Raw genomic sequence first — 26,991 nt, 5'->3', positions numbered from 1 at the left:
TCGCAGCTGTGCGCCCGAACTGTCTGCTGAGGAGACTGCGATGACCGAGCTCGTCCACCTGTCCACCGACGATGCCGTCGCGACGATCACCCTCGACAGCCCGCACAACCGCAACGCCCTGAGCCGGCAGCTCGTCACGGAGCTCACTGCCCACCTCGAGACGGCCGACGTCGACCCTGCGGTCCGGGTCATCCGCCTTCGCTCGGCGCATCGCGTCTTCTGTGCCGGTGCCGACCTGTCGGAGGCGGCGCAGGGCCAGAGCGGTGCCACGGCTGCCCTCGTCGCGATGCTGCGACGCATCGTCGCGGCGGACACGCCGGTCGTCGTCGAGCTCGCTGGTCCGGTCGTTGCCGGGGGTCTCGGCATCGTGGGCGCGGCCGACATCGTCGTCGCCTCGGACGACGTCACGGTGCAGCTGACCGAGGTTCGCTTGGGCCTCGCGCCAGCCGTCATCTCGTTGACCCTGCTGCCCAGGCTCACCTCTCGTGCCGCGTCTGAGCTCTTCCTGTCGGGGCGCCGCATCTCGGCGGCCGAGGCGGCAGCGGCCGGCTTCATCTCCCGCGTCGTCGCGCCCAAGGACGTCTTGGTAGAGGTCGACAGCGTCGTCGCTGACCTGGCACGCGGCACGGCCCAGGGGCTGCGCGAGACCAAGCGGCTGCTCAACCGCAACCTGCTGGCCCACATCGATGCCGAGGGCGGCGACATGGCCGAGCTCTCCGAGCGCCTCTTCAACAGCGACGAGGCCAAGGCCGCCATGAGGGCCTTCCTCAAGCGTTGACGCGGCGTCCGCGGAACCGGCCGGCTGTACCGCCCGGCGCTCGACTGAGGCACGAGTGCGCCGAGGCTCTGGGCGGCCGACTGAGAACTAGGGTCACCTCATGCCCGACTTCACGTGGCTCCCGGCCAACCAAGCGGCGACGGAGGACGTCGAGGCGGTCTTCGCCACGGGTGGGGCGCACAAGTGCCGGTGCCAGGCGTTCAAGGTGCCGGGCTGGATCTGGCGCGACACCACGCAGGAGCAGAGGGACGTCGCGTTGCTGGAGCAGACCGCCTGTGGCACCGCCGGGCCGACCTCCGGGCTGATCGGCTACGTCGACGGGGAGCCAGCCGGGTGGGTCGCGGTCGAGCCGCGCGAGAGCTACCCCAGGCTGTGGAGCCGGAAGCAGGCATGGATGCGGATGGACCCCGAGCTCGAGGGCGTCTGGTCGGTCACCTGCTTCGTCGTGCGCAAGGGCTGGCGGAAGTCAGCGCTGACCTACGAGCTGGCCGCCGCCACCGTCGAGTACGGCCAGCACGTCGGTGCCCGCGTCCTGGAGGGGTATCCGATCGAGCCGCCGCCAGGCAAGGCAGTGATCTGGGACGAGGCCTCGGTGGGGCTGGTGCAGGTCTTCGTCGAGGCGGGCTTCGAGGTCGTGGCCACGCCCACCCTGCGACGGCGCGTGGTCCGGAGACAGCTGATCTCCGACTCCTGATGGTCGCCACGCCGGACCCACGAACGCCTCCGTCCCTGACCGTCCTCTCAGGTGAGTCAGGGACGCAGGAGGGCGCGGAGGGACTGGATGGTGTCGGCCTCTGATGCGGGCTTCGGGTCCCCCGCGAGTGCTCCCCCCACCGGGCTCGCCGCCGTGGCCGTGGGGGCACCGTCGACGCGGTAGCGCTTGACCCGCGCGAACCTCAACGCCACACCGCCGGGGTAGCGCGAGGAACGCTGCACCCCGTCGATGGCGATCTCGACGACGATCTCGGGCCGCATCATGAGCACCCACCCGTTGTCGTCCACGGCGTACTCCGGAAAGGTCTCGGTCTGCCACCGCAGCAGCTCGTCGGTGAGGCCCTTGAACGTCTTGCCCACCATGACGAACCCACCCGCCGGCCCGAACTCGCCCGCAGGGTCGCGCGCGCCGAGGTGGAGGTTCGAGAGCCACCCCTTGCGCCGCCCCGACCCCCGCTCCACACCGAGCACGACGAGGTCGTAGGTGTGCACCGGCTTGACCTTGACCCAGTGCTTGCCACGCCGGCCGGCTGCATAGATCGTGTCGACGCCCTTGACCATCACGCCCTCATGACCCGCGGCCAGCGCATCCGCCGCGATGCGATCTGCGACAACGGGATCCGTGGTCACCTCACCAGCGATCCGGCATGCCGGCGCCACCCGTCCCAGCACCGCCAGCCGTTCCGAGAGGGGTCGGTCGATGAGGTCCTCGCCGTCGACGTGCAGGACGTCGAAGAAGCGCGGGGCGAGCACCTGCTCCCGGATGACGTCGGCGCGCTTCTCGTCCGAGCCGAACCGGCTCATCGTGTCCTGGAACGGTCGCGGCGACCCGTCGTCGTCGAGCATGAGGGTCTCCCCGTCGAGGATGATCGACTCGACGGGCAGCCCCAGAGCAACCTCGACGATCTCGGGCACCCGTGCGGTGATGTCGGCCAGGGACCGCGTGAACACCCTCACGTCCGAACCGCTGCGGTGCACCTGGATGCGCGCACCGTCGAGCTTGTGTTCGACCGAGGCCTCACCCGTCACCGCCATGGCAGCAGCCACATCGGCAGCCGTCGACGCCAGCATCGGCTGGACGGGAGTCAGGACCGCCAGACCGACGTCAGCAAGGGCCTCCGGTGATGCCAGAGCCAGCTTGACCGTCCCGGACAACGAACCACTGAGCATCACCGCCCGCCGGACGTCGGCAAGTGGCAGTCCCACTGCCCGGGCCAGCCCGTCGGTGAGCACGCCCTCGAGGGCGCCTGTGCGCATCTCACCGGTCAGGGCCCGGACGAGATAGTCCTGCTCCACGACCGTCGCTCTCTCGAACAACGACGCCAGGGCTGCGTTGCGCGTCCCCACCGATCCCGACCCACCGAGACCGGCGATCGTGTCGAGCACCGCGTCGACGTCCCCGATGCTCAGCTGGGCCTGCGTCGCAGGCGTCGTCGCGTCGCGCGCCGCCAGGACCGTGCGGTAGCCGAGTCCGATGGACCCCTGACGAATCGCCCCCAGGAGCAGCCCCACCGCAGCCTCCGCCTCGTCGGGCCCGAGGTCGCGCAGCACCGCAGCCAGGACCTCTGTCTTGGCCGTCCGCGAACCCGTGGCCACGAGAGCGTCGGTCGCCTCGACAAGGCGGGCAAGCGGCATACCCGCGCCTGTGAAGACGCCGCTCACTCGGAGGCGGCCTGCTCGCCGGCGATGTTGACCATCCACGAGATGCCGAACTTGTCGGTGAGGACGCCGAACTCGTCGCCCCACATCTGCTTCTCCAGCGGCATCATGACCCGGCCACCGTCGGCGAGGCCGTCCCAGTAGCCCCTGAGCTCGCCCGCGTCGTCGCCGGAGAGGCTGATCGAGATCTGTGATCCCTCCGAACCGGGCATGCCGGGAGGGGTGTCGGACGCCATGAGGGTCATGCCGCCGGCCTCGAGCTGGCCGTGCATGATGCCGTCGGCGCTGGCCTCGCCCGGGTCACCGAAGTCACCGAACGTGCTGAGGGTGAGCTCGCCGCCCAGGACGCCCTTGTAGAACTCCAGGGCCTCGCGCGCGTTGTCCTTGAACTGGATGTAGGGGTTCAGTGTGGTTGCCATGTCGCTGACGCTAGACCCGCAGACCGACAGCTCGCAGGCTCATGGGCCGGAAAACGCAGTGTTCCGCCCGGAACAGCTCCGGGCGGAACACTGCGTTCCCGTGATCAGGCGGGAAAGGGCGGAGGGCTACTTGCCGTGGCGGCGGTAGGCGTGGATGACGCCCGGGCGGGGCTGGCCGTCGCCGCGGTAGGGGAAGTTCGAGACGACGTTCTCGGGGCTGGCGCCGGACACCTCGCCCGGGTGCTGCACCGCGACGATGACCGAGTCCTCGCTGATGATCGTCGGACCGCAGCACTCGGCGCCCACCGGCACCGAGAGGAACTGCTGCAGCCTGCCCTTGTCGGCGCCCTCGAGCGGCATGACGTAGAGCGCGTCGCAGTAGTTGAGCGTCCCCGGCATCCCGTCGGTCGAGATCCACAGGTTGCCGGCCTTGTCGAAGGCGACGTTGTCGGGGCAGCTGATCGGGCTGACCTCGGACTTGTCGTAGCCGTTGAAGTAGGTCTGCGGGTCGTCGGGGTTCCCAGCGACGAGCACGATCTTCCAGGTGAAGGTCAGCGCCGCGTGGTCGCCACCGGCCTCGGTGAACTCCGTGACGTGACCGTGCTTGTTGGCCGCACGCGGGTTGGCCTCGTCGATCTGTGCGGGCGTGCGGGCCGTGTTGTTGGTCATCGCGGCATAGATGCGGCCGTTGACCGGGTTGGGCTGCACGTCCTCGGGACGGTCCATCTTGGTCGGGCCGACCTTGTCGGCCGCGAGGCGCGTCCAGATGAGGACCTCCTCGACGGAGTAGCCGGGGACCTTGGAGACGCCGCCCACGACGAGCGGCAGCCACTGGCCGGTGCCGTCGTACTCACCATCGGCAGCACCGTCGCCGGCGAGCTTGGCGACGTAGAGGTCACCCTCGGAGAGCAGCGTGAGGTTGTGCTTCTTGTCGCCCGCCTTGTACTTCTTCTTCGAGAGGAACTTGTAGATGTAGTCGAAGCGCTCGTCGTCACCCATGTATGCCGCGACGCGACCGTCCGCGGTGAGCGTCACCGTGGCGCCCTCGTGCTTGAAACGACCGAGAGCCGTGTGCTTGACCGGCGTGGACGTGGGGTCCTCGGGGTCGATCTCGACGATCCAGCCGAAGCGGTTGACCTCGTTGGGCTCCGTGGTGACCTGGAAGCGGTCGCGGACGCGCTCCCAGCCGCGGCCCGACGACGTGATGCCGTAGCGCTTGAGCTTGCCCTCGGCGTCGGGGGCGCCGGTGGAGTTGAAGTACTGGTTGAAGTTCTCCTCACCCGACAGGTAGGTGCCCCACGGGGTCTCGCCCCCGGCGCAGTTGTTGAGGGTGCCGAGCACGAGCTCGCCGGTCGGGTCCTCACTCGTCCGGAGGTGGGCGGAGCCCGCCGCGGGGCCGTCGACGGCGAAGGGGGTGTCGGTGTGCAGGCGACGGTTGCGCTTGCCACCCTGCACCCAACGCCACGGCGAGCTGGCGTTGCGGCGGGCGACCTCGGTGATCGTGACGCCGTGGGCGGCGAGGACGATCTCGAGCTGCTCGTCGGTGAGGTCGGCCGACGACTTCACGCCACGGAACATCAGCTCGTCGTTGGTGTACTCGTTGTTGAAGGCGAGCAGGCCCTTGTGGGCGCCCTTGTTGCCGGCGCCACCCTGCATGAACTGCGTGTAGTCGGCGTTGTAGCCGGCCTGCTCGCGCTGGGCGGCCGCCGTCTGGTTGTCGAAGTCGAAGGCCGGCGTGCCCGCGAACAGCGGGTCGCCCCACGAGATGATCGGCGCCCAGTCGAAGCCCTCGGGGACCTTGACCGCGTCGACGGTGGAGGGGGTCGGCGCGATGCCGGTGAAGCCGAGAGCGCTGCCCTTGGCGGCCTTGCCCGGCTTGCCGGCAGCAGCGGGGGCGGGAGCGGCGGCGACGGACGGCATACCCCACGCCGTGAGCCCGACGACCGCGGCGCCGGCACCGCCGGCGCGCAGGGCGGCTCGACGCGAGACGCCGGCAGCGACGATGTCGCCGAAGTACTCGTTGTCGGAGGTGTTGGGCACGGCCTGGTCGCAGGCGTCGCCGCAGCGGTACTTGCAGGTCATGGAGCTGCGTCCGCCCTCGTGGGAGCGGGTGAACAGGGGGAGGAGGCGGGCGGGAGTGGTCACGTTCAGATCCTTCGTCCAGGGAGCGGCACGGATGCAACAGCCGATGTGCCAAGTGACGACGCTATGGAGTGCGCGGGCCCATCACCGGACGCTGCGGTGAACACCGGATGACGGCTTGTCGACCAGCCGACGGCGCGGTAGGCAGGGGGCATGTATCTCGAGAACGTCGTCATCGATGCCCAGGACCCGCAACGGCTCGGTCGCTTCTGGGAGTCGCTGCTCGGCTGCACGACCCTGACCGACGACCCAGGTGGCTCAGGCGACGCAGGCAGCTTCGAGACGCGGCTGACCGTGGCCGACGGGCCCACGCTCGATCTCTGCTTCGAGCAGGTGGACGAGGCGCCCACGCCGGACCCCCGGCTCCATCTCGAGGTCTTCGGGGGAGCGCCGGCCGAGCAGGCGCGTGTCGTCGAGCGCGCGCTCGCCCTCGGTGCCCGCCACCTCGACCTCGGGCAGCGCGACGTGCCGTGGGTGGTGCTCGCCGACCCGGAGGGCAACCCGTTCTGCGTCATGGAGGACCGAGCGGAGTATGCCGTGTCGGGCCCGTTGTCGTCGTTGCCGCTCGAGAGCGCCGACGTCGAACGCGACCTGCGCTTCTGGTCGGAGCTGTCCGGCTGGACGCCGACGGACAGCGCGATGCCGGGCGCGCTGCGTCACCCCAGCGGGCGCGGACCTCTGCTCGAGCTGTGCCCGGAGCGCCGGGCCAAGGTCGCCGGAGCCAAGAACCGCGTGCACCTCGACCTGCGACTCGAGGTCGGTGAGGAGCTCGACGACGCCTTCGGTCGGCTCGTCGAGCTTGGTGGCCGCGAGCGGGCGCACGACTGGGGCGAGCTGCCGTGGCGGGTCTGTCTCGACCCCTCCGGCAACGAGGTCTGCCTGCTGCCTGCCCGCCCGGCGGCTTCCGAGGTCAGGGGCTGACGCGCAGCAGTCCGAGCTCGACGAGCGAGGCGATGCCGTCGTGGACGGCACGGCCCGCATCAGGGTGCTCACCCAGCTCGGCGACCACGGCGGCATACGCCGCGTCCCTCGTGGTCGGAGTCTCAGCGGTGCGCCACAGCACCTCGCCGACGGGACCGAGGCGGACCGGGGTCTCGTCGACGAGCACGAGCGTCCCGCCCTCCCCGGTGACCGCGTCCCGCCAAGGAGCCCGCACCACGGTTCCTTCCGGCGTGTCCGTCCCGAGCTCACCCAGTTGGACGCCTGGGGACGGGGTGCTGGTCCATGGTCGCCGCTTCGTTTCCGTGTTCCCGTCCAGGAGGGTGCCGACGACGTCGAAGCAGTCGCTGATCTCGCTGTAGCGCAACAGGAACGGGCCGCCGGACCCGCTCACGACCTCGGCCAGCCGGTGCAGGGGCCGGTCCAGCGCGGGCAGCGACGAGGACTGCGCGATGACGGCCAGGAGCGCGTCGATGAGCGTCAGTGGAGCGAGCTCCGGCACCGTCCGCGTGGGATCGCGCTCCAGGACGACGACAGCGGTCAGGTATGCCGGGTCGCTCGACTTGCGCAGCCCCAGCTCGTCCGGACTCCACTCACCCTTGTCCCACGGCGCCTCCGGGTCGGTGACGACCGAGACCGGCTTCGGGTAGGCCGCGACCCGGCCATCGGCCTCGACCGCCACCGTCTCGTCCGACAGGTAGCCGAAGTGGGTCCCCAGCACCCGCGAGGCCGTCGACTTGCCGGCTCCCGACGGGCCCACGAGGGCGATGGCGCGCTCGCCCCGGCTCAGCCCCGCCGCGTGCAGCAGCACCGCCGACCCGCGACGACGCTTGAGCGAGGCCAGCGTGAGGGCACGCGACACGGCATACGGGCTGCCGTCGGTCACCACGAAGGGCGCGACGCCCGCATCCTCCGCCCGCGCGCCGAGGACGCGGCAGCGTGCCCAGAGGAGGTGAAGCCGCTCTCGCTCCTCGGCGCCGAGTGCTCCGGTGTCGAGGGACCACCGCGCGCCGAAGGCGTCCACGACGTAGTCCTCGCTCACGCTCCGTACAGCCTTCCTGTCGGCCATCCGATGGCGTCATACTGATGCCGGCCCTGTCAGAGGAGGATGCCTTGACCGACATCGACACGAGTACCCACCCCCACGAGGAGATGCTCCTCGAGGTCTCTGGAGTGCTGTCGTCCGTGGACGGGGTCCAGGACTACCTCGACCGGGTCGTGCACGCCGTGCGGCGGATCGTCACGGGCTGCGACGAGGTCGGCATCACGCTGCTCGTGGACGGGCGCGCCAGCACGGCGGCCTACACGACGGTGACGACCCTCGAGATCGACGCAGTGCAGTACCAGCTGGACGAGGGGCCCTGCCTCGAGGCCGCCCGCACGCAGACCGAGGTCGTCGCGTCGCTGGGAGAGGCCGACGAGCGCTGGCCTCGGTTCGCCGAAGCCGTCCGCGCCGACGGGATGAGGTCGCTCATGGCCCTGCCGCTCGTGAGTGACGAGGAGTGCGTCGGAGCCCTCAACCTGTATGGCAGCGAGGTGCAGGCGTTCGACAGCTTCGAGGCGTCGGTGGCACGAGTCGCCGCAACCCGCGCCGCCGACGCGATCGTGGCAGTGGTCCGGCTCGACGGCGCGCAACGCCTCGCCGGTCAGCTCGAGCAGGCCATGGCGAGCCGGGCGGTCATCGAGCAGGCCAAGGGCGCGCTCATGGCGATGCGGGGGATCGACGAGCACACGGCCTTCGAGTGGCTGCGGGAGTCATCGCAGAGCCGCAACGTCAAGGTCCGCGACCTGGCCGAGCAGGTCATCGCCGGCGTCCGTGGCGCCAGTGGTGCGAGCAACGTCACCGGTGTCGCGGAAGGCTCGACCGGCTGACGGGTCGGTCGCACTAGAGTCGGTCCATGGCCCGCCCGCACCTCGCTGCCCTCATGGAGGACGCGTGGAACCGTCGCAAGAGCGACACCCTGCGTGACCGCGGCTGGGGCACCAAGATCGTTCCGCACACGGGCTACGGCAGCGTCGGATTCGTGCGCGTCCTGGCCCGGGTGCTCATGTCGCGCGAGCCGATGCGGCCCGTGTCGGGTGATGCCGCGGGCTCGGTCCAGTCGCTGAAGTCGGCTGATGACGAGACTCGCGGGTGGCGGGCGTTCGTCACCGCACCTGCCATCGACGTGCCCGTGACGATCCGCATCGGTGAGCGCGAGATCGACGGACGCACCGACCGCTCCGGGCTGGTCGACCTCGTCGTCCACGGCCACGGGCTCGGCCCCGGCTGGCACCAGGTCGAGATCGCCTCGCCCCTGGCTCGTCCCCGCACGGCGTCGGTCCTCGTCATCGGCACCCGCCAGACGTTCGGCCTGGTCAGCGACATCGACGACACCGTGCTCACGACGTCGCTGCCGCGCCCGTTCATCGCTGCCTGGAACACGTTCGTCAAGGCCGAGGGCACCCGCAGCCCGGTGCCGGGGATGGCGACGTTCTATCGGGACCTCATCGCCTCGCACCCGGGCATGCCGGTCATCTACCTCTCCACCGGCGCGTGGAACACGGCGCCGTCGCTCACGCGCTTCCTCCGTCGCAACGGCTACCCGGCGGGTCCGATGCTCCTCACAGACTGGGGACCGACGCACTCGGGCTGGTTCCGCTCCGGGCAGGACCACAAGCGGTCGGCCCTCGCGCGCCTCGCCCGCGAGCTGCCGCACGTGAGGTGGCTGCTCGTCGGTGACGACGGCCAGAACGACCCCAAGCTCTACACCGAGTTCGCCGCCCGGCGCCCGGACTCGGTGCGGGCCATCGCGATTCGCCAGCTGAGCGTCAGCGAGCAGGTCCTCTCGCACGGCCTCCCCGTCGCCAACGACGACCTGGCCCCGGCGCCCACCGAGGACATCGCCGCCCCTGTCGTGCGTGCCCCCGACGGCTACGGCCTGTCCCGCCTCGTCGCCCCTATCGTCGAAGGTGATCCGATCGATCCCGAGGCCGGCGCGCGAGCTCTCGAGGCCTCCGACATGTGGGGAGTGTGAAGCGATGCCCGAGCTGCCCGAGGTCCAGGCGCTGGTCGACTTCCTCGGGGCGCGCACGGCCGACCTGGCCGTGACGGGCGTCGAGCTCGGGTCGATCTCGGTGCTCAAGACGTTCAACCCCCCACCCGAGGCCCTCGTCGGCGCGCCCGTCGACGCGGTCTCGCGGCATGGCAAGTTCCTCGACCTCGACTGTGGCGGAACGCATCTCGTCTTCCACCTCGCCCGGGCCGGGTGGCTGCGCTGGTCGGACGCCCTCTCGGCGACGCGGCTTCGGCCCGGCAAGTCGCCGATCGCGCTGCGCGTGCGGCTGTCCGACGGATCCGGCTTCGACCTCACGGAAGCCGGGACGAAGAAGTCGCTCGCGGCATACATCGTCTCCTCGCCCTCGGACGTGCCGGGGATCGCGCGGCTGGGACCGGATCCGCTCGCAGAGGCGTTCTCGCTCACCGCCCTTCGCGAGATCCTCGCGGGGCGCAACGCCCAGCTCAAAGGGGTGCTCCGGGACCAGTCGATCATCGCCGGGGTGGGCAACGCCTACTCGGACGAGATCCTGCACGTGGCCAAGCTGTCGCCCTTCGCGATGGCGGCGAAGCTCGACGACGAACAGACCGAACGGCTGTATGCCGCGTTGCGCGACACGCTGTCCGCTGCGGTGGGTGCCGCGACGGGGAAGCCGGCGGCCGAGCTCAAGGACGCCAAACGGCAGGGGATGCGGGTGCACGGGCGCACCGGTGAGACCTGCCCCGAGTGTGGCGACGTCGTGCGCGAGGTGTCGTTCGCGGACTCGTCGCTGCAGTACTGCGCGACCTGCCAGACCGGCGGCAAGCCGCTCGCCGACCGGCGGACGAGCAAGTTCCTCAAGTAGCCACCCGCCCCGCGCCCGCACCCCCTGCCGCATTATCGGGTGACCCGATAAAGGGGCGCTCGACCCGGGTTGCCAACTCGGGTGGAGCGGCACAAAGTCGGGTCGGGCTGCGCCTGAGCGCCCGTCCGGACCGGGGGCACGTGCCTTGCTGACACTTCACCCGATGTCTTTGTGGGATTCCCCCGCACGTCGCTGACGGACCGAGAGGGTCGTGGGCATGGACACCACTCGTCGCACTGCCCTCCGCGCCGGCCTCGTCGTCGGCTCGGCCGCCCTCGTCCCCGGCGCCATCCTGCTGGACCAGCGGCCGAGCGCCGCAGCGGTCATCCCCCGCTCGGACCCGTTCACGCTCGGCGTCGCGAGCGGCGACCCGGAGCCCGACGGCTTCGTGATCTGGACCCGCCTGGCCCTGGAGCCGCTCGCAGCGGACGGACTCGGGGGTATGCCCTCCTCGACCTACCAGGTCAACTGGCAGGTGGCGACGGACGAGGGTTTCACCGACGTCGTGCGAGCCGGAGCGACGACCGCCTCACCCGCGTGGGCCCACTCGGTCCACGTCGAGGTCGCCGGGCTGCTCCCGGGCCGGGAGTACTGGTACCGCTTCCGCCTCGGGAAGCACGTCTCGCGGTCGGGGCGTGCCCTCACCACACCGGCGCTCGGGAGCTCGCCGTCCTCGCTCGAGATGGCGTTCGTGTCGTGCTCAAACCTGCCCGCCGGCTACTTCACGGCCTACCGTCGCATGGCCGAGGAGCGTCCGGACATCGTCCTGCACCTCGGCGACTACCAGTACGAGGGCGCAGGCACCGGCATCGGCCGTCAGCACGCCGGCCCGGAGACCAAGACGCTCGCGGGCTACCGGCAGCGGCACGCGCAGTACAAGACCGACCTCGACCTGCAGGAAGCCCACGCGGTCGCCCCGTGGCTCGTCGTGTGGGACGACCACGAGGTCGACAACAACTACGCCGACGACCTCGCGGACCGCCCCGTCGAGCAGCCCGGCTTCCTCGACCGTCGCGCCGCGGCATACCGGGCGTACTACGAGAACATGCCCCTCCGCCGCCGGTCGGTGCCGGCGGGCCCGGACCTCGACCTCTACCGTCGCAGCGGCTGGGGCGACCTCGCGACGTTCCACATGCTCGACACCCGGCAGTACCGGTCCAACCAGGCGTGCGGCGACGGCTACAAGAACTGCCCCGAGGCCGACGACCCGACGCGCTCGCTGCCCGGTTTCAAGCAGGAGAAGTGGCTGCTCGACGGCTTCCGCGACTCGCGGGCCCGCTGGGACATCCTCGGCCAGCAGGTGTTCTTCGGTCGGCGCGACAACAACCCGGACCCCGCGACCACCACCGTGGGGATGGATGCCTGGGACGGCTACCGCGCCTCGCGCCAGCGGATCACGCAGGGCTGGGTCGACGCCGAGGTCCGCAACCCGGTCGTCCTCACCGGCGACGTGCACGCGCACTGGGCCAGCGACCTCTACCTCGACTACGACGAGGCGGCGAGCACCGAACCGGTCGGCTCCGAGCTCATCACGTCGTCGATCACCTCGGGTGGCGACGGCTACGACGAGCCCGACGGCACGCACCCCTGGGCCGAGTGGAACCCCAACCTGCGCTTCTGGACGAACCTGCGCGGTTACGTCTCGACGACGATCACCCCGACCGAGATGACGGCTCGCTTCCGCTGCGTGGACAGGGTCACGACCCCCGGGGCCGAGGCGTTCACCCGCGCCACGTTCGTCCTCGAGGACGGGGTGCGCGGACTCCAGGAGGTGCAGGCAGCCCCGGTGCCACAGCTGCGCTCGAGCCGCACCGCCCGCACCGACGAGCAGAAGATCGCCGACACCATCGCCTCCGAGACCCACGGCGGCTGACGAGCGGCCCCTGGGTCTGGGTTAGCGTCATGGCATGAGCGACTTCTCCCAGATCCAGGTGGCCGACCTCGCTGACGACGCGGTGCTTCTCGACATCCGTGAGCAGGACGAGTGGGACCGCGGCCACGCGCCCGGTGCCCTGCACATCCCGATGAGTGAGCTGCCCGCCCGTGTCGACGAGCTCGCGCCGTTCCTCGAGCGCGAGGAGGCCGTCATCGTCACCTGCCGCAGCGGCGGCCGGGTCACCCGGGTCCTGCCGTGGCTGGAGCAGCAGGGCTACGACGTGGCGAACCTCGACGGCGGGATGCGCGCGTGGCATGCCGCGGGCAAGCCCTTGCAGACCGCCGACGGCAGCGCCGCGCAGGTGCCCTGACGCTGTCGGACACAGACCAGCGGGTATGCCGTGGGGCACCGTTCCCGTGAACGGTGCCCCACGGCATACCCGGCTGTTGACGGTGTCGGTCAGGCGCGGAAGCGCGCAAACACCTCGTACATGAAGTCCGTCCCCGTGGCGAGGGCCTCGACGAAGATGCGCTCGTCGTTGCCGTGCATGCCGATGAGCTGGTCGTTGTCGATGACGTAGGGGTAGACGCCGTAGCCGGGGATGCCCTTCTCACGCCACGGCCCCAGGCTGGTGCCGGCCTCGAAGAGCGCCGGAGTGAAGACGGCCCCGGGGTAGGTCTTGACGGAGGCCTGCGAGATCCCTTGGAAGAGAGCCGTGTTCATGTCGGCAGGCGGGGTGGCCCAGCGCTTGTCGAGGGCGGCGAGGGTCTGCTCCTCGGTCTCGCCGGCCGCTCCCGCAATCGTGACCTCGATGCCGCGCTCGTCCATGAGCGAGCGAATGCTCGCGAGGAAGTCGCGCGGCTTCTGGCCGCCCGGGATCCCGCGGCAGTTGACCCGCACGTGAGCCTCGGACGGGATGACGTTCTCCTTGTAGCCCGCGTCCTCGATGACGAACGCCATCGTCGTCCGGAGCAGGGCGGCATGCAGGTAGGGATAGTCCGAGAGCTTGACGACGAGGTCCGCCGCACGCTCGAGGGAGCGCTGGCTGCGTGCCTTGAGCATGAGGCGCAGGGCGCTCGCGAGCTTGCGGTCGTCGGTCGCGCGCGCGAGGGCCTCGAAGTAGGCCCGGGTCACCTCGGTGAGGTGCACGGGGGCCTTGACGTCCCCGAGGTCGGCGACGGCGCGCGACAGGCCGACGATCGCCGAGTCCGGCATCGGCTTGCTCGAGTGGGTCGCCGTGCCGCGCGCCCGCAGGTCGAGGTTGAAGTAGACCTTGTCCTGGCGGGTCACCGTGATCAGCATCGGGGTGGTCTTGTCGGACTGGGCGAGGAACCAGCCGCCCTCGGTGAGGACCATGCCGCAGTCGACCTTGTCCCAGTGGTTCTGGGTGAGCCAGCCGGAGCCATAGCTGCCGGCCTCCTCGTCGCAGTCGGTGAGGACGATGATGTCGCGGTCGAACTCGGCTCCCTCGGAGAGGTGGCGGAGCAGGGCGGCGACGGAGGCAGCGTTGGCGCCCTTCATGTCGAGGGCACCGCGGCCATAGACCTCACCGTCCTTGACGGTCCCGGCGAAGGGGTCGACGCTCCAGTTCTCGCGCTCCACCGGAACGACGTCGGAGTGGCCGAGCAGGAGCAGTGGCTTCTGAGTCGAGCCGGCCCTGCCGGGGATCCGGGCGATGAGGTGGACGTTGTCGGGCTGCGGGGTCGGGATGATCTCGGCCGGCACGCCGGCGTCCTCCCACACGGACTTCAGCCACTCGGAGTGGGGGCGGGTCTTGCCACCCTCGCCGAAGTTCTGGGTGTCGAAGCCGATCATCTTCTTGAGCAGGCTCAGCGGGTCGACCGGGCCTGCGGCGGCGCTTGCGGCTCGCCCGGCACCCGGGGTGGCTCCGGCTCGCAGCTGGCCCCCCGCATGGGTGGCGAAGGCCGCGAGGCCGGCGGCCCCTCCGACCCCGGCGACGAACGCTCGACGGTTGAGCTGCCCTCCAGAGCGCTCCGGACGTTGCTGCTGGACCATGGAAATCTCTCCGATCAGACGGCGTTGTGCTGACCGGTTCGACGGTGCGCGGTTACGCCCAGGTAGTCACCCAAGGCCGGGTCAGGGTCGCCGAGCGGGCCGTCCCGGGGGTCTCACCGGTCGGTTCGCCGCGGTGATCGGTCGGGCCAGTGGTCACTGGGTCAGGGGCTGGATGGCGCTCGTGATGCGCACGTGGTCCGGAGAGAGCCACGGGCGCACGATCTCGAGGATCTGTGCCCGCGTCGTTGAGTCGACGAAGGCGGCCTCGACGTCGAGCGTGCCGTCCGATCCACCACCGATGGTGTGCAGGCCGAGGTCCTGGGACTTCTGGCCCAGAGCCTCCTGCGCTGCCCTGACGTCGGCCTGGATCGGCAGGTTGCGCTGCTCGACGCACAGCCCGCCCTTCCAGACCCTGCGGATCTCGCTGTGTGCGACGGCAGCATCTCCGGTCACGAGAACGTTGAAGAGGGACGACCCGTCCGACACCCACGAGCTGACATAGCCGTCCATCGTCGGCAACAGCTCGTGCAGGACGTTCTGGTCATCGGACCCGCCGCCGCCCTTGCGGCCACCGCCGGCATACGGGTCCTCACAGAGCTGGGGGAAGTCGACCGGACCAGGGGTGGGTCGGCTCATCCCGGACGGCGGGTTCTGCTGGAGCGGCTGGGTGAGGGTGAACGTGCCCGGCTTCCCGTCCCGGGGAGCGAAGCGGCCGACCGCCCACACCTCACCGGAACTCCAGATGACACCGTTGGCACGCTCGGCCTTCACGGCATTCCAGTCGACCTCACCCACGAGCTCGGGTCCTCCGCAGTGCGGGGGGTGGATGGCAGGCATCGGGCCGATGCAGATCTCCACGGGCGCGGTCTTGTTGAGCTGGATGAGCGTGCCGTGGGCGACGACCTCATCGGTGAGCTCCATGTCCGGACCGCTGGACGGAGTGGACGAGCTCGGAGAGGACGTCGCGCCCGGAGGACTGTTCTGCGCCGTGCCGCACGCGGACGGTGTCGTCACGACACCGACCACCAGAACCACCGTTATGAGTCGTCGTCGCATGTGCCTTGGACGCGGTGCGGCAGGTGCAGGTTCCCGAAGGGCAACGCAGCAAAAACGGAAGCACTTCCGCAATGACATACCGCAGGGTATGTTTTGCGAGCACGCCTGCCCGTGCATCGGAGCGCCGACGGACCGAGTGGTCGTCGGCAATCGCATGACTTCTGGCGGGCCCACGGCGACGATTCGCCTGTGGGCCACGACTGGAGGGGCGGCCGGGACGGTGCGCCGAGTGCCTGCGGGCACCGGCGCACCACCTGGTTGCGACAGCCAAGTTCGATCAGCGGCGCAGGGCCACGGAGCCCCAGAGTGCAGCCACCCCCGTGAGAAGCAGCGCCAAGGTGACGGGCCAGACAAGCGACGCACCGATGACGGCGGCCGGGATGCTGATCGCGGTCAGTGCCCCCGCAGCCGAGGTTCCGATCCAGAACAGGACTCGATGACGGACTGGGATGCCGGGGATGCTGCCGGCGATGGCCGCCCACACGACGGAGCTGAGCGCGACGAGAAACATTGCGTCGACGTCAGCCGATATGCCCACGATGACAGCACTCGGCGCGACGAGGGCAAAGCCGACGAAGGCGTATGTCGCTTGCCGGGTCACCTTGGGCAGGAGGCCCCTGCCGTAGCGGCTGCACATGATGACGGTGTTCATCAGGGGTTCGAGCAGCCACGTCAGGGCGACGAAGGAGACGAGGACTGCAAGGACGGCCTGGGCCCAGAGGGCGTCGTCAAAGGTCTGGAGGAAGCGGCTGAGGAGCAGGGGAGCAACGGTGATCGCCACTCTGGTCGGGTCGGTCTGACCGTTGAACCAGTCGCAGAAGCTCCACAGCACCCGGTAGAGCGGGTTGCGCGCCTTCATCGCGACTGCGAGCTGCTCCTTGGTCACCGCGTTGGTCGGGTCGAGACGAACCGCATCGCGCGAGGCGTCGAGGGCATCCGCGGTCGCGCCACTGCGCATCGACTGAAGGCTGCGTATGTGGTGCGCGGCCGCGCACTCGGGGTCGAGCGCCAAGGCGTCGGCAATGGCCGACTCAGCCTCGTCGTCCCGGCGGAGGTCGTGAAGAGCTCCGGCAATCGCGGCCACCACCTCGGCATCCTCGGGGTCCAGCGCCCTTGCTCTCTCGAAGCTGATGAGCGCCTCCGCGGGTCGGTCCTGCTGGTGCAGGAGAGAGCCGCGGTGGCGGTGCAACCTCGATGCCTCGGGCGCGAGCCGGAGTGCGGAGTCAATGGTTCCCAGGCCCGCGGCCAGGTCACCGATGGCTCCTTGCGCCAGGCTTCGGATGTAGAGGACGAAAGGGTGGTCCGGAGCGAGGGAAAGGGCTTGGGCAGACGCCTCCATGGCCTCGTCGAGGCGCTCCTGCATGAGGAGGGCACGAGTGAGATCGACGTGCATCTGCAGATCGTGTGGCGAGCTGGCGAGGCCGCGTCGCAACTCCCGCTCAGCCTCGGCGGGTCGACCCAGCTCGAGCAGGGCTACGGCCCGGGCGCCGGCGGATGAGGCGGTGTCGCTCATGAGGTCCCAAAAGTCGCAGTGTCGCGCCCAAATGTACCGACGTGACTGGCCGCTGACGGTGAGTTGGGGGACATCGCGAGAACACGGGCGGCGGCCTGCCGCTGCCACTAGCGTGCACGTGTGTCGAACGAACCGATCATCGCTGCCTTGGCTCAGGCGCTGGCCTCCGATCCGGCCAACATCGAGGTGCGCGCACATCTCGCCCTCCTGCTACACCAGGACGGGCGCCAGGCGGAGGCCAAGACCGAGGCGTTGACGGTGCTCGCAGAGCGACCCGACCATCTCGGGGCCCTGCACATCGCTGAGTCCGCGTCCCGGGCCGAGGGTGATGTTCTTCGAGCCAACGCCTACCTTCGCCTTCTTGAGGGTTTGGATGGTTCGACTCGTGCGGGTGTAGCACCCGCAGGCCGTCCTGACCGCGGCGGCGGCCATGGCGACAGCCCGGACGAGTCCCCTGACGAGCCGGCCCACACAGGGCTGGTGCCTGACACCGCCTCCGAGATCTTGGCGGCGTGGGAGGAGACGAGCGGCGTACCCGACCCAGATCTCGGCCAGCTTTCTCCGCCCGGCGTGACCTTGGCCGACGTCGGTGGGCTGACGGAGGTCAAGAAGCGCCTCAACCAGTCCTTCCTCATGCCGATGCGCAACCCCGAGCTGCGGGCGACCTTCAGCAAGTCTTTGCGCGGTGGGCTCCTGCTTTGGGGGCCTCCCGGTTGTGGCAAGACCTTCATCGCGCGTGCGGTGGCCGGTGAGCTCGGTGCCAGTTTCTACGAGGTCGGTCTCGCCGACGTTCTTGACATGTACATCGGCAGCAGCGAGCGCAACCTCCGCAGCGTCTTTGAGACGGCGCGCCGCAACCGACCCTGCGTCCTCTTCTTCGACGAGCTGGATGCGCTGGGGCAGAAGAGGTCGCACCTGCGCGGCGCCGGCGCGATGCGTGGTGTCGTGAACCAGATCCTTGCCGAGCTCGACGGCGCGTCCACCGAGAACGAGGGCGTCTTCGTCCTTGCGGCAACGAACCACCCGTGGGACATCGACTCGGCGCTGCTCCGCCCGGGGCGCTTCGACCGGACCTTGCTCGTCCTCCCCCCGGACCGCGAGGCGCGTGAGGCGATCTTCGCCCTGCACCTTCAGGGTCGACCTTCCGAGCGCATCGACCTGGGCAGGCTGGCCAAGGCGACCGAGGGTTTCTCGGGCGCCGACGTGGCCCTGGTGTGTGAGCAGGCGACTGAGTCCGCGATGGAGAACTCGATGGCCTCGGGATTCGTGCGGCCCATCACACAGTCGCAGGTACTTGAGGCGGCCGGGCAGGTCAGGCCGAGCATCGGGGAGTGGATGGAGACCGCCCGCAACTACGCCCTGTATTCGAACTCGAGTGGCAGCTACGACGAACTGAACGCCTATCTCAAGAAGCGTCGCCGCTGAACCCTGCTCGGCGAGCCGAGCAGGGGCGCTCAGTAGTCGTCGTATAGCGAGTTGGACGCTCGAAGCCGCGCTCCGTTCCGTAAGAGCCGAGCCCCCGAGAGGCGCAGCGCAACCGCAGCGGTTTCGCAGCGGCATACCGGACTCTCTGAACTGCGGGCACCCGCCCGGGACCGGCGAGAACCACTGTCTCGCCCTGATGAAGGAGAGCCTTGTGAAAAGGATCGCGTATGCCGGTCTCGTCGGATCGCTGCTCAGCGCGGCCGTGCTGACCGCGACCGCAACCTCTGCGCAGGCCGCTGCGCGTGACGGTGTCTGTCAGACAGGCGAGTTCTGCCTCTACTACAACAGCGGCCAGCTCGGGTCGGTCTCTGACTTCGCGGGGTCGATCGACGACTACGGCGCCTCTCAGCCCGAGTGCTACGACTTCAAGGGTGCAGGAGCAGGCCAGGGCCTGTGCGTCAAGAACGCTGCCGCCTCGGTGTGGAACCGCACGTCGGGCAACGTCACGGTCTTCTTCAACAGCGGCTACGGCGGGGCGAGCCAGAGCGTCGGCAGCGGCGTCAAGGCCAACCTGAACGCGACCCTGAAGAACCAGAACGCCTCGCACCGCTTCGGTGGGTCGACGGGCAGCAGCTATGGCGCTCCGGGCACCAACCCCCACCCCGAGGCGATCACCCGGGCCCCCAGTGCGACCGCGCGCACGCAGTTCGTCGACAACGAGATCGCCCGCCTCACGGGCGAGACCCAGTGCTTCGTCGGTGACTACCGCACCTACCAGGAGTCGACGTCGAACCACAACACCGGGAACGCGCTCGACTGCACGATCTCCAGCGCCATCGGCACCTACCCGAACGCCACCCAGAAGGCTCAGGGCTGGAAGCTCGCCGAGTGGGTCAAGCAGTACGCCGTCCGTCTCCAGGTCCGCTACGTCATCTGGGACGGCAAGATCTGGAGCGTCGGCCGGGCCTCCGAGGGCTGGCGCACCTACACCGGTGGCTCCGGTGTCACGGGTGGTCACTACGACCACGTGCACGTGTCGATCCAGAACCGCTACGGCGACTGACGGGTCGTGCACGACGCCGTGTGCCGCGCACCCTCCCTGGGGCGCACGGCACACGGCGGTCGGGCGACACGGCATACCTGCTTATTCGGATGTATGCCGTCCGCGCTAGACATGCGGATACGGTGCCATCGTGGACCCGATCAGGAACCCCTATGCCCCTGGCGCCGGGCAGCGCCCGCCCGAGCTCGCGGGCCGTGACGAGCAGCTCGACGCCTTCGAGGTCGTGCTCGAACGCATCTCGCGCGGACGGCCGGAGCGCTCCATCGTCCTGACCGGGCTGCGAGGTGTCGGCAAGACCGTGTTGCTGAATGCGTTGCGGTCAGCCGCTGTTCGCGCGAAGTGGGGCACGGGCAAGCTCGAGGCGCGTCCTGACCAGTCGCTGCGGCGGCCGCTGTCGTCGGCCCTGCACCAGGCCGTCCGGGAGCTGGGTCACTCCAATGACGACGAGGTGCAGCACGTCCTGGGCGTGATCAAGGCCTTCGCCCAGCGAGACGCACCAGCCGGCGCGAAGCTGCGTGAGCGGTGGAACCCGGGCATCGACGCGCCGGCCGCGTCGGGCCGGGCCGACTCGGGTGACATCGAGATCGACCTCGTCGAGCTGCTCACCGACGTGGGTGGCCTGGCCTCGGACACCGGTCGCGGCATCGCTGTCTTCATCGACGAGATGCAGGACCTCGGGCCCGATGACGTCTCGGCGCTCTGCGCGGCCTGCCACGAGATCTCCCAGTCGGGGCTGCCGGTCATCGTCGTCGGTGCCGGGCTGCCGCACCTGCCTGCGGTGCTGTCGGCGTCGAAGTCCTACTCGGAGAGGCTTTTTCGCTACTCACGGATCGATCGGCTCCCACGTGCGGCTGCCGACGCGGCACTCGTCGTGCCCGCCGAGGAGGAGGGCGCAGCCTACGAGTCGGCGGCACTCGATGCCATGTATGCCGCGACCGGTGGCTATCCCTACTTCATCCAGGCCTATGGCAAGGCGGCGTGGGACCGGGCGCCTCGCTCACCCGTGACCGTGGACGACGTGCGGGTGGCGGCACCCGAGGCGGAGTCGGAGCTGGCGGTGGGCTTCTTCGGGTCGCGGTTCGAGCGGGCGACACCGGGGGAGCGGGAGTACCTGCGCGCCATGGCCGACGTCGCGGTGGCGATTGCGGAGGACGCGGCGCAGGAGCTCGACGAGATCGAGTCCGTGCCGACGTCCGACGTCGCCACGTACCTCGGCCGCAAGCCGCAGTCCCTGTCACCGGCGCGTGACGCCCTGCTCAAGAAGGGGCTCATCTACTCGGGTGAGCGGGGTCGCATCGCGTTCACCGTGCCCCACTTCGGCCGCTACCTGCGCGAGCAGACCGCCTGACAGAGCACGCGGCCTCCTCTTCCCTCAAACCAGGAGGGGAGAGGAGGCCGCGGGCTCGGCCGGTCATCCGGTCAGTCGGTCATCCGGTCAGTTCTTGGGCACCGCCGCGATGAGGGCACTCAGGGCGCTCGCCTGGGTCCGCCAGTCGAACACGTTCGGGTGCGCGACGCTGTCGGCCCCCGCCCAGCGCTGCCCGAGACGACCCTCGCCGTCACGGCCTGCGGTCCACACGCTCGTCGCCTGCCGGTCGACGAACGCCTGGTGGCGCGGCTCCTTGACCGTGTCGTTGAGGTCCATGAAGTAGCGCATGAAGATGCCCTTGAACTGCTTGGCGTTGTCGTCGCAGCTCGCGTCGACGGCGTCGCACTTCTCGGTCAGCACGCCGTCGGTGACCAGCGCCGGCGAGGTGATCGCCGAGTCGGCCAGCCGACGGGAGGTCGCGAGCACCTGGGCGTCGCCGGTCGCCCGCCAGAGCTCGAGTCCCGCACCGATGAAGAGACCCTGGTTGTAGCTCCACACGGTGCCGCCGTTGTTGGCGCAGGCCCCGGTGAGGCCGTCGTTGACGAGGCCGTCGGCGTTGACCATCCCGCTGCCCATCAACCACTTCCAACCGGCCTGTGACCGTTCGAGCCACACGGTGTCACCCGCGATGCGGTTGTGCAGCTCGGCCGTGAGCCGGACGTACAGACCCGTGGTGACCGCGTTCTTGTAGGTCTTCTCCGCGTCCCACCACACGCCACCGCCACACGTCGTGTCCCAGTAGCCCTGGACGTAGTTGCCGATGGTGACGGCCATGTCCAGGTACTTCCTGTCCTTCGTCAGGTCGTAGGCCTGCAGCCAGGTCAGCGCCCACCACTCGGAGTCGTCGATGGCCCGTGAGGTGAAGTTGCCCAGCAGTGGGTCGCCCGACAGCTCTCCGGCGGGGAACACACCCTTGTTCCTCTCGAACGTCCGGTCCATCTCATCGAGGTACTGCCGGTCGCCGGTCCTTTGCATGTAGTCCCCGACGGTCTCCAGGGCCACCGCTGAGTTCCACCAGCTCGACGGGAACCACGCCTTCTCCGGATCGTAGGACTCCATCAGCACGCCCACGGCGTCCTTGGTCCGGGTGACCGAAGGTGGGGTGGCGAGCAGGGCGTCGATGAGTGGGAGCAGGACTCCCTTCGCCTTCTCACTCACCTTGTTGGTCCGTGCGCCGGCGACGGCTGAGCGCAGCGCCGTGAGCTGCGTCCGCAGCTCGACCGCATGGCTACCGGCCTCGGCCTGCTGGGCCTTGGTCAGGATGCCGAGCAGCTCGGTCGCGGTGCTCTTCTGGATATCACCGCTTCGCTCCAGTGCGGCCACCTGCTCCCGCAGCTGCGGGAGACCCGTGGCTGGGCTCATCCACTGTGAGAGCACCAGGAGGATCGCGTCACGCGCGGCGGGCTCGATCCGGTTGGACGGGGACTCGACCAGCATCGCCCGGACCTTCTCCAGCGTGGCCATCACGGCCGCCGTGTTGTTCGCCGCCTCGGCCTGGGCGGCCTGGGTGAGCAGCTGCGAGAGGTCCCGGGCGGTGCTGGGGTTGAGCCCGCCACCCTTGCGCGCCTGGTCGACGGCCGACTGGAGCTCCGCGACCTGCGGTGCCCGCGCCAGCAGCTGCACCTCGGCAAGTGAGGTGGAGGCCGTGCCACGGCTTCCGGTGACCGACAGCCGGTAGTGGCGGTAGATCCCGGGGGTGGTGACCGCGAAGGGTCTGGTCTGCAGGCGCCACTGGAACTTCTCGTTCGTGCGCCTGTCCAGCGGGGTCCAGGTCGTGCCGTTCTGGGAACCCTCGAGGACCCAGCTGCTCGGCTCGTCCTCGGTGGCCGGGGAGGTGAGCGTGTAGCTCGTCACCCGTGCGGTCGCACCGCCCAGCCCGTAGCTCACCTTCGGGGACGTACCTGCGAACGTGACCCGGGTGCCGGAGGTGTCGTCGAACAGCGATGCGACGTCCTTGCCCGTCTCGCTGCTGCGGGACGTGCCCTTGCCCGGTCCGGTCACGTCCGTGAGCGGGTTCGGGACCCGGGTGCCCTCCGTGATGGAGGGCGGCGCGTCGTCCGGACCGGTGCCCCACGCGGACGGTGTCGCGCCCATGTCGAACTCGATGTTCCCGCCGGCGACGATCTGGTCGTGGGACAGCCAGGTCCGCGACTGCGCGACCCCGTTGACGCGCACGCCCTGGACGTAGACGTTGGAGGCGCTGTTCCTCGGTGCGCTGATCACGAGGGACTTGCCGCTCTCGAGGTGCAGCGTCGCCTTGGTGAACTGTGGGGACCCGATGGCGTAGGTCGGGGAGCCCATCTGCAGCGGATAGAAACCCAGTGAGCTGAACACCTGCCACGCCGAGAGCTCGCCGTTGTCCTCGTCGCCCGGGTAGCCCTGTCCGATCTCGCTGCCGGTGAAGCTGCGGGCGAGTGCCTCGCGGATGGCTGCCGCCCCCTTCGACGGCTCGCCGGCGTAGTTGTACATGTAGGGGATGTGGTGTGAGAGCTGGTTGGACAGGCCCCACTGACCCTGACGCACGTCCCGTGCCTCGAGCATCTCGTGGATGGGGCGGCCGTAGGAGCCGGGCAGCTCGGCGGTCTCAGGGGTGGCGAAGAACTCGTCGAGCTTGTCGCCCAGGGCAGACCTCCCGCCGAGCAGGTTGGCCAGTCCCTTGCCGTCCTGCGGGGCGTGGAAGGCGAAGTTCCACCCGTTGGACTCGGTGAACTCGAAGCCCCAGACCTTGGGGTCGAAGTCCGCCGAGGACTGCCTCCAGGCGCCGGTCTCCGTGCGGCCCTGGAAGAAGCCGATCTTGGGGTTGAAGAGGCGGACGTAGTCCTGGGCCCGGCTCAGGAAGTAGTCGTAGTTCTGCTTGTACTCCGCGTGACGCGGGTCGCTCGCATCGGTGCTGTCGTAGAGCTTCTTCGACAGGTTGGCGATCCCGTAGTCGTTGACGTAGCCCTCGAGCGACCAGGACGCGCTCTCGTGGACCGAGGTCGGTGTGTATCCCAGGAAGAGGCCCCGGTCCGCACCCTTGCGGCCGACGTTCTCGTTCGGCGGCGCCACCTCCGCGTTCTTCAGCGCCGCGTCATACATCGTCTGCACGTCGATGCCCGGCACTCCCTTGAGGTAGGCGTCGGCGAACGCCACGTCCGAGCTGGTGCCCGTCATGCTGTTCGCGTAGCCGGGAGCCGACCAGCGGGAGACCCATCCGGAGTCCTTGTACTGCTGCAGGAAGCCGTTGACCATCTCTCCGGCCTGGGTGGGATAGAGCATCGAGTAGGCAGGCCAGGTCGTGCGGTAGGTGTCCCAGAAGCCGTTGTTGACGTAGACCTTGCCGTCGGTGACGCGGGCGCCCGTGGTGGTGGGGGTGGTGGCGCCGGGTGACGGGTCGGTGGAGACCGAGGACTGCACCGCGTGCTTGAGGACAGGAGCGGCGGCGGTGCCGACGTTCTCGTGGCCGGAGTTCGGGTAGACGCTCAGCCGGTAGAGGTTCGAGTAGAGCGTGGTCCGCTGGTCAGGAGTGGCGCCCTCCACGTCGATGACACCGAGCTTCTCGTCCCACATGGCCTGGGCCCGCTCCCGCACGTCCTCGAAGCTGTCGGCCGGGGCGATCTCCAGCGCGAGGTTCTTCCTGGCCTGCTCGAGGCTGATCAGTGAGGTGGCGATCCGCATCGTCACGGTCCGGTCGGGGCCCGCGTCGAAGCGCAGGAAGCCGGTGACGTCGCCCCCGCCCCCTCCGTCGAGCTTGCCGCTGTCCGTGACCGCGGCGTCGAAGGTCGCGTGGACGAACATCCGCGTCATGCCCAGGGAGTTGTCGCCACTGCCCACATCGGTGTAGCCGGAGATCGACCGGTCGGCGGGGTTGAGGGTGAGCCCACCGGCGTCGTTGATGTTGTCCAGCACCAGGCTCGTCTGGTCGCCGGGGTAGGTGAACCGCATCATCGCGGCGTGGTCGGTCGGCGTGATCTCCGCCTTCAGGCCGTTGTCGAAGGTGACGCCGTAGTAGTGCGGCTTGGCCACCTCGTTGTCGTGGCTGAAGGTCAGTGAGCGAGCAGCCCGTCCGGCTGCGGGGACGCCCGCCTTGGCGGACGGCATGACCTGGAAGGTCTGGCGGTCGCCCATCCACGGACTGGGCTGGTGGCTCAGGGCGAGCGCCTGCAGCTGAGGGCGGTTCTTCGCGTTGTTGCCCCTGGCGTAGTCGTACAGCCAGCGCGTGGTGCCTGCGTTCGTCACGGGAGTCCAGAAGTTGAACCCGTGCGGGACCGTGGTGGCGGGGATCGTGTTGCCCCGGGAGAAGCGGTCGCTCGAGTTGGTGCCCCGGGTGGTGATGACGTGGTCCGAGGGTCGGGGCGACGTGGTCGCCTCTTGCGCTGCGCCCACCGAGATGTCGTCGATCCAGCCGCCGAAGTCGGCGGGGCCCTGCGGCTTGTCGTAGGCCACCACGATCCGGTCGACGGTCTTGCCCGCGGCGACGGCGCCGATGGAGGAGACCACGGAGTTCCACTGGTTGGCGTAGAGGACCTTGGCAGCACCCTGTCCCTGGGGGCTGAGCTCCCTGCCGTGCTGGTCGCGCGCCTGCAGGTTGCTGAGGTGCGTCCCGTCGGTGAAGGCCAGGTCCACGGCCGCGTGCGTGCTCGGGTAGCTCAGGTCGCCACCGGTGAGCTCGGGGAAGATCTTGTAGGCGAGCTCGGTGGTCGCGGTGACCGGGAGGTCGACGTCGAGCACCTTGTTGTAGGAGTACCCGCGTCCTTCCGCCGTGTGGGCGCCCATGTAGTGCAGGGCAGCCGTGCCGGTGAACCCGACGTTCGGCCGGGAGTTGTAGGCGTCGCCAGGGCCCGAGCCCACGGTGGTCGTCATGTCCGTGGGCGGGATCGCCTTGGTCGACAGCATCCACTCGGCGAGCTGCGTGCCGTCGTCACCGGCGTTCGCCGTGATGTTCAGGCGGTAGAAGCGGTATGCCGTCGTGTTGGTGAAGGAGTACTGCCGGGTCTGGAAGCGGTTGGGGAAGCCCTGGTTGGCGCGGGTGTCCAGAGGCGTCCAGCTGGTGCCGTTGGCGGAGCCCTGCAGGGTCCAGTCGCGTGGGTCCCGCCCTGGTGCGTCGTTCGCAGATCCGAGTGCGTAGGCGACGACGGCCGCCGGTGCCGCGAGCTCGTAGGTCACCCAGTTGCTCCGACCTCCGGCGAGCCACTTGGTGCCGACGTCGCCGTCGGCCAGCTTGGCGGCGGTCTCGTTCGGCGCGTTCTCCCGGCTGGCAGTGACCTTCACGACCTGGTCGGTGACGTTGCCCGGGAAGTCGACGGCGCCCGGGACCAGCTTCTGCACGGATGGGGCGGAGACGACGGCGTTGATCGCGCCGCGGGCACGCGTGCGGATCTGGAACTGCGGTGTGCCGCCCCGGCTGCCGGGAGTCGTGAGGTCCACGGTCAGGGTCTGGGGCGTGTCAGTCAGGGTGACGGCCTCGCCGCCGACGTCGCTTGACCCGCTGTAGACGTTGAGGAAGAGCTCTCCAGCGCCCTGCAGGGTGACCTGGGCACGGTAGGTCGTCCCCAGCGCGAGCCCGGGCATCGGCACCTGGATCCAGGTCTCGCCCTGGGACTGCATCGACCACCGGACCGCTGGCTCTCCGGCCGCAGTGGTGGTCGAGGCGATCGTGCCGGGAACGGACCCGACACCGTTCTGGAAGGGACCCTCCCAGCCGAGCTGGTCGGTGGGGGCCGCGAGCAGGTCGGGGCCGGTGACGGTGCTGGGGCCGCGACCCAGGATGGAGGCGCCGGTGACGCCGGCCGCTCGCGGTCTGCCCTGAGCGTCGAGGTCCGGCGTGTCGACCCAGTTCGGCTGCGGGTCACCCTCCTCGAAGGAGGTCTCGAAGGCCGGAGCAGCGGCGTTGACGACCGCGGCACGTGGCTCGGACGCCGCCGCGGCCGGTGCTGCCGGTGCTGCCGGTGCTGCCGACGCTCCCGCGGAGGGCAGGACCGGGCCGAAGGCAGTGGCGGCGAGGACGATGATGCTGAGCGAGCGGGTCACGGTGCGCATCTGGCTGTTCCTTCTGGGGCGACGACGATGTCTCGCCCGAGAGTCGTGGCGTCAGCCAGACCGCGTCAACCGGAGACGCGGGTACTGTCCGATCCACTCGCACCATCGGACAGTACGAACGC

The 26,991-nt window shown here is 69.6% G+C and carries 19 protein-coding genes; 11 read left to right on the top strand and 8 right to left on the bottom strand.

What is annotated here, in order from left to right; all coding sequences use genetic code 11:
- The first annotated feature begins 40 nt into the window (after positions 1-40).
- Positions 41-778, top strand: a complete 738-nt coding sequence (locus ACFQW8_RS07200; protein ID WP_380086299.1) for an enoyl-CoA hydratase-related protein — start codon at positions 41-43, stop codon at positions 776-778.
- A 100-nt stretch (positions 779-878) separates the two neighbouring features.
- Positions 879-1,472, top strand: coding sequence for a GNAT family N-acetyltransferase (locus tag ACFQW8_RS07195; protein WP_380086298.1), 594 nt, complete (start codon positions 879-881; stop codon positions 1,470-1,472).
- A gap of 56 nt (positions 1,473-1,528) precedes the next feature.
- Here ACFQW8_RS07195 and ACFQW8_RS07190 read toward each other — a convergent pair whose 3' ends face one another.
- The 3 genes from ACFQW8_RS07190 to ACFQW8_RS07180 form a co-directional block, all read right to left on the bottom strand.
- On the bottom strand, positions 1,529-3,127 hold the full coding sequence (locus ACFQW8_RS07190) for an ATP-dependent DNA ligase (protein WP_380086297.1): 1,599 nt from the start codon (positions 3,125-3,127) through the stop codon (positions 1,529-1,531).
- A 23-nt stretch (positions 3,128-3,150) separates the two neighbouring features.
- Positions 3,151-3,570: a VOC family protein gene (locus ACFQW8_RS07185; RefSeq protein ID WP_380086296.1), complete on the bottom strand. Its 420-nt coding sequence runs from the start codon at positions 3,568-3,570 to the stop codon at positions 3,151-3,153.
- Positions 3,571-3,696: 126 nt separating this feature from the next.
- Positions 3,697-5,715, bottom strand: a complete 2,019-nt coding sequence (locus ACFQW8_RS07180) for a PhoX family protein (RefSeq protein ID WP_380086295.1) — start codon at positions 5,713-5,715, stop codon at positions 3,697-3,699.
- Positions 5,716-5,865: 150 nt separating this feature from the next.
- On the opposite strand from ACFQW8_RS07180, the gene ACFQW8_RS07175 reads away from it, so the two are divergent.
- Positions 5,866-6,633 carry a VOC family protein gene (locus ACFQW8_RS07175; RefSeq protein ID WP_380086293.1) on the top strand — a complete coding sequence of 256 codons (768 nt, stop codon included), beginning with the start codon at positions 5,866-5,868 and terminating at the stop codon, positions 6,631-6,633.
- Here the strand turns inward: ACFQW8_RS07175 and ACFQW8_RS07170 are convergent.
- A complete protein-coding gene (locus tag ACFQW8_RS07170) occupies positions 6,623-7,693 on the bottom strand; it encodes a hypothetical protein (protein ID WP_380086292.1) in 1,071 nt (356 codons plus the stop codon). The genes ACFQW8_RS07175 and ACFQW8_RS07170 overlap by 11 nt on opposite strands.
- Positions 7,694-7,764: 71 nt before the next feature.
- Between ACFQW8_RS07170 and ACFQW8_RS07165 the strand changes: the two genes are divergently transcribed.
- From ACFQW8_RS07165 to ACFQW8_RS07145, 5 genes are all read left to right on the top strand, one after another.
- Complete coding sequence (locus ACFQW8_RS07165) at positions 7,765-8,523, top strand: ANTAR domain-containing protein (protein ID WP_380086291.1); 759 nt, start codon at positions 7,765-7,767, stop codon at positions 8,521-8,523.
- Between the two features lie 26 nt (positions 8,524-8,549).
- On the top strand, positions 8,550-9,668 hold the full coding sequence (locus tag ACFQW8_RS07160; protein ID WP_380086290.1) for an App1 family protein: 1,119 nt from the start codon (positions 8,550-8,552) through the stop codon (positions 9,666-9,668).
- Between the two features lie 4 nt (positions 9,669-9,672).
- Positions 9,673-10,533 (top strand): Fpg/Nei family DNA glycosylase, encoded by an 861-nt coding sequence (locus ACFQW8_RS07155; RefSeq protein ID WP_380086289.1) that lies wholly within the window; start codon positions 9,673-9,675, stop codon positions 10,531-10,533.
- 217 nt (positions 10,534-10,750) lie between these two features.
- Positions 10,751-12,406, top strand: a complete 1,656-nt coding sequence (locus ACFQW8_RS07150) for an alkaline phosphatase D family protein (protein ID WP_380086288.1) — start codon at positions 10,751-10,753, stop codon at positions 12,404-12,406.
- Between the two features lie 34 nt (positions 12,407-12,440).
- On the top strand, positions 12,441-12,779 hold the full coding sequence (locus ACFQW8_RS07145) for a rhodanese-like domain-containing protein (RefSeq protein ID WP_380086287.1): 339 nt from the start codon (positions 12,441-12,443) through the stop codon (positions 12,777-12,779).
- A gap of 89 nt (positions 12,780-12,868) precedes the next feature.
- Here ACFQW8_RS07145 and ACFQW8_RS07140 read toward each other — a convergent pair whose 3' ends face one another.
- The 3 genes from ACFQW8_RS07140 to ACFQW8_RS07130 form a co-directional block, all read right to left on the bottom strand.
- Positions 12,869-14,425, bottom strand: a complete 1,557-nt coding sequence (locus ACFQW8_RS07140; RefSeq protein ID WP_380086286.1) for a M20/M25/M40 family metallo-hydrolase — start codon at positions 14,423-14,425, stop codon at positions 12,869-12,871.
- A gap of 153 nt (positions 14,426-14,578) precedes the next feature.
- Entirely contained in the window at positions 14,579-15,346 is a 768-nt protein-coding gene (locus ACFQW8_RS07135) for a hypothetical protein (RefSeq protein WP_380086285.1), read from the bottom strand.
- Positions 15,347-15,758: 412 nt separating this feature from the next.
- Positions 15,759-16,994 (bottom strand): tetratricopeptide repeat protein, encoded by a 1,236-nt coding sequence (locus ACFQW8_RS07130; RefSeq protein ID WP_380086284.1) that lies wholly within the window; start codon positions 16,992-16,994, stop codon positions 15,759-15,761.
- Between the two features lie 120 nt (positions 16,995-17,114).
- Here ACFQW8_RS07130 and ACFQW8_RS07125 point away from each other — a divergent pair, with 120 nt between their 5' ends.
- The 3 genes from ACFQW8_RS07125 (at position 17,115) to ACFQW8_RS07115 (ending at position 20,830) form a co-directional block, all read left to right on the top strand.
- Positions 17,115-18,419, top strand: a complete 1,305-nt coding sequence (locus ACFQW8_RS07125; protein WP_380086282.1) for an AAA family ATPase — start codon at positions 17,115-17,117, stop codon at positions 18,417-18,419.
- Positions 18,420-18,630: 211 nt separating this feature from the next.
- Positions 18,631-19,482 carry a peptidase inhibitor family I36 protein gene (locus ACFQW8_RS07120; RefSeq protein ID WP_380086281.1) on the top strand — a complete coding sequence of 284 codons (852 nt, stop codon included), beginning with the start codon at positions 18,631-18,633 and terminating at the stop codon, positions 19,480-19,482.
- A 130-nt stretch (positions 19,483-19,612) separates the two neighbouring features.
- Positions 19,613-20,830, top strand: coding sequence for an ATP-binding protein (locus tag ACFQW8_RS07115; protein ID WP_380086280.1), 1,218 nt, complete (start codon positions 19,613-19,615; stop codon positions 20,828-20,830).
- Between the two features lie 87 nt (positions 20,831-20,917).
- Here the strand turns inward: ACFQW8_RS07115 and ACFQW8_RS07110 are convergent, their stop codons facing one another.
- The gene (locus ACFQW8_RS07110; protein WP_380086279.1) at positions 20,918-26,869 is read right to left on the bottom strand and encodes a GH92 family glycosyl hydrolase; all 5,952 of its coding nucleotides are present in this window, start codon (positions 26,867-26,869) and stop codon (positions 20,918-20,920) included.
- Between the last annotated feature and the right edge of the window lie 122 nt (positions 26,870-26,991).

Origin of the sequence: Knoellia altitudinis, from assembly GCF_042666355.1 — a bacterium.
GTDB classification, from domain to species: domain Bacteria; phylum Actinomycetota; class Actinomycetes; order Actinomycetales; family Dermatophilaceae; genus Knoellia; species Knoellia altitudinis.
The sequence above is the reverse complement of the archived record's forward strand: the minus strand, read 5'-3'. Positions and strand labels throughout refer to the sequence as shown.

Excerpts from the sequence above, each read along its gene's own strand:
- ACFQW8_RS07150 (WP_380086288.1), top strand. The coding sequence starts at position 10,751 with ATGGACACCACTCGTCGCACTGCCCTCCGCGCCGGCCTCGTCGTCGGC.
- ACFQW8_RS07110 (WP_380086279.1), bottom strand. The coding sequence starts at position 26,869 with ATGCGCACCGTGACCCGCTCGCTCAGCATCATCGTCCTCGCCGCCACT.
- ACFQW8_RS07160 (WP_380086290.1), top strand. The coding sequence starts at position 8,550 with ATGGCCCGCCCGCACCTCGCTGCCCTCATGGAGGACGCGTGGAACCGT.
- ACFQW8_RS07175 (WP_380086293.1), top strand. The coding sequence starts at position 5,866 with ATGTATCTCGAGAACGTCGTCATCGATGCCCAGGACCCGCAACGGCTC.
- ACFQW8_RS07200 (WP_380086299.1), top strand. The coding sequence starts at position 41 with ATGACCGAGCTCGTCCACCTGTCCACCGACGATGCCGTCGCGACGATC.
- ACFQW8_RS07145 (WP_380086287.1), top strand. The coding sequence starts at position 12,441 with ATGAGCGACTTCTCCCAGATCCAGGTGGCCGACCTCGCTGACGACGCG.
- ACFQW8_RS07140 (WP_380086286.1), bottom strand. The coding sequence starts at position 14,425 with ATGGTCCAGCAGCAACGTCCGGAGCGCTCTGGAGGGCAGCTCAACCGT.
- ACFQW8_RS07195 (WP_380086298.1), top strand. The coding sequence starts at position 879 with ATGCCCGACTTCACGTGGCTCCCGGCCAACCAAGCGGCGACGGAGGAC.
- ACFQW8_RS07190 (WP_380086297.1), bottom strand. The coding sequence starts at position 3,127 with ATGCCGCTTGCCCGCCTTGTCGAGGCGACCGACGCTCTCGTGGCCACG.
- ACFQW8_RS07135 (WP_380086285.1), bottom strand. The coding sequence starts at position 15,346 with ATGGAGCTCACCGATGAGGTCGTCGCCCACGGCACGCTCATCCAGCTC.
- ACFQW8_RS07130 (WP_380086284.1), bottom strand. The coding sequence starts at position 16,994 with ATGAGCGACACCGCCTCATCCGCCGGCGCCCGGGCCGTAGCCCTGCTC.
- ACFQW8_RS07185 (WP_380086296.1), bottom strand. The coding sequence starts at position 3,570 with ATGGCAACCACACTGAACCCCTACATCCAGTTCAAGGACAACGCGCGC.
- ACFQW8_RS07155 (WP_380086289.1), top strand. The coding sequence starts at position 9,673 with ATGCCCGAGCTGCCCGAGGTCCAGGCGCTGGTCGACTTCCTCGGGGCG.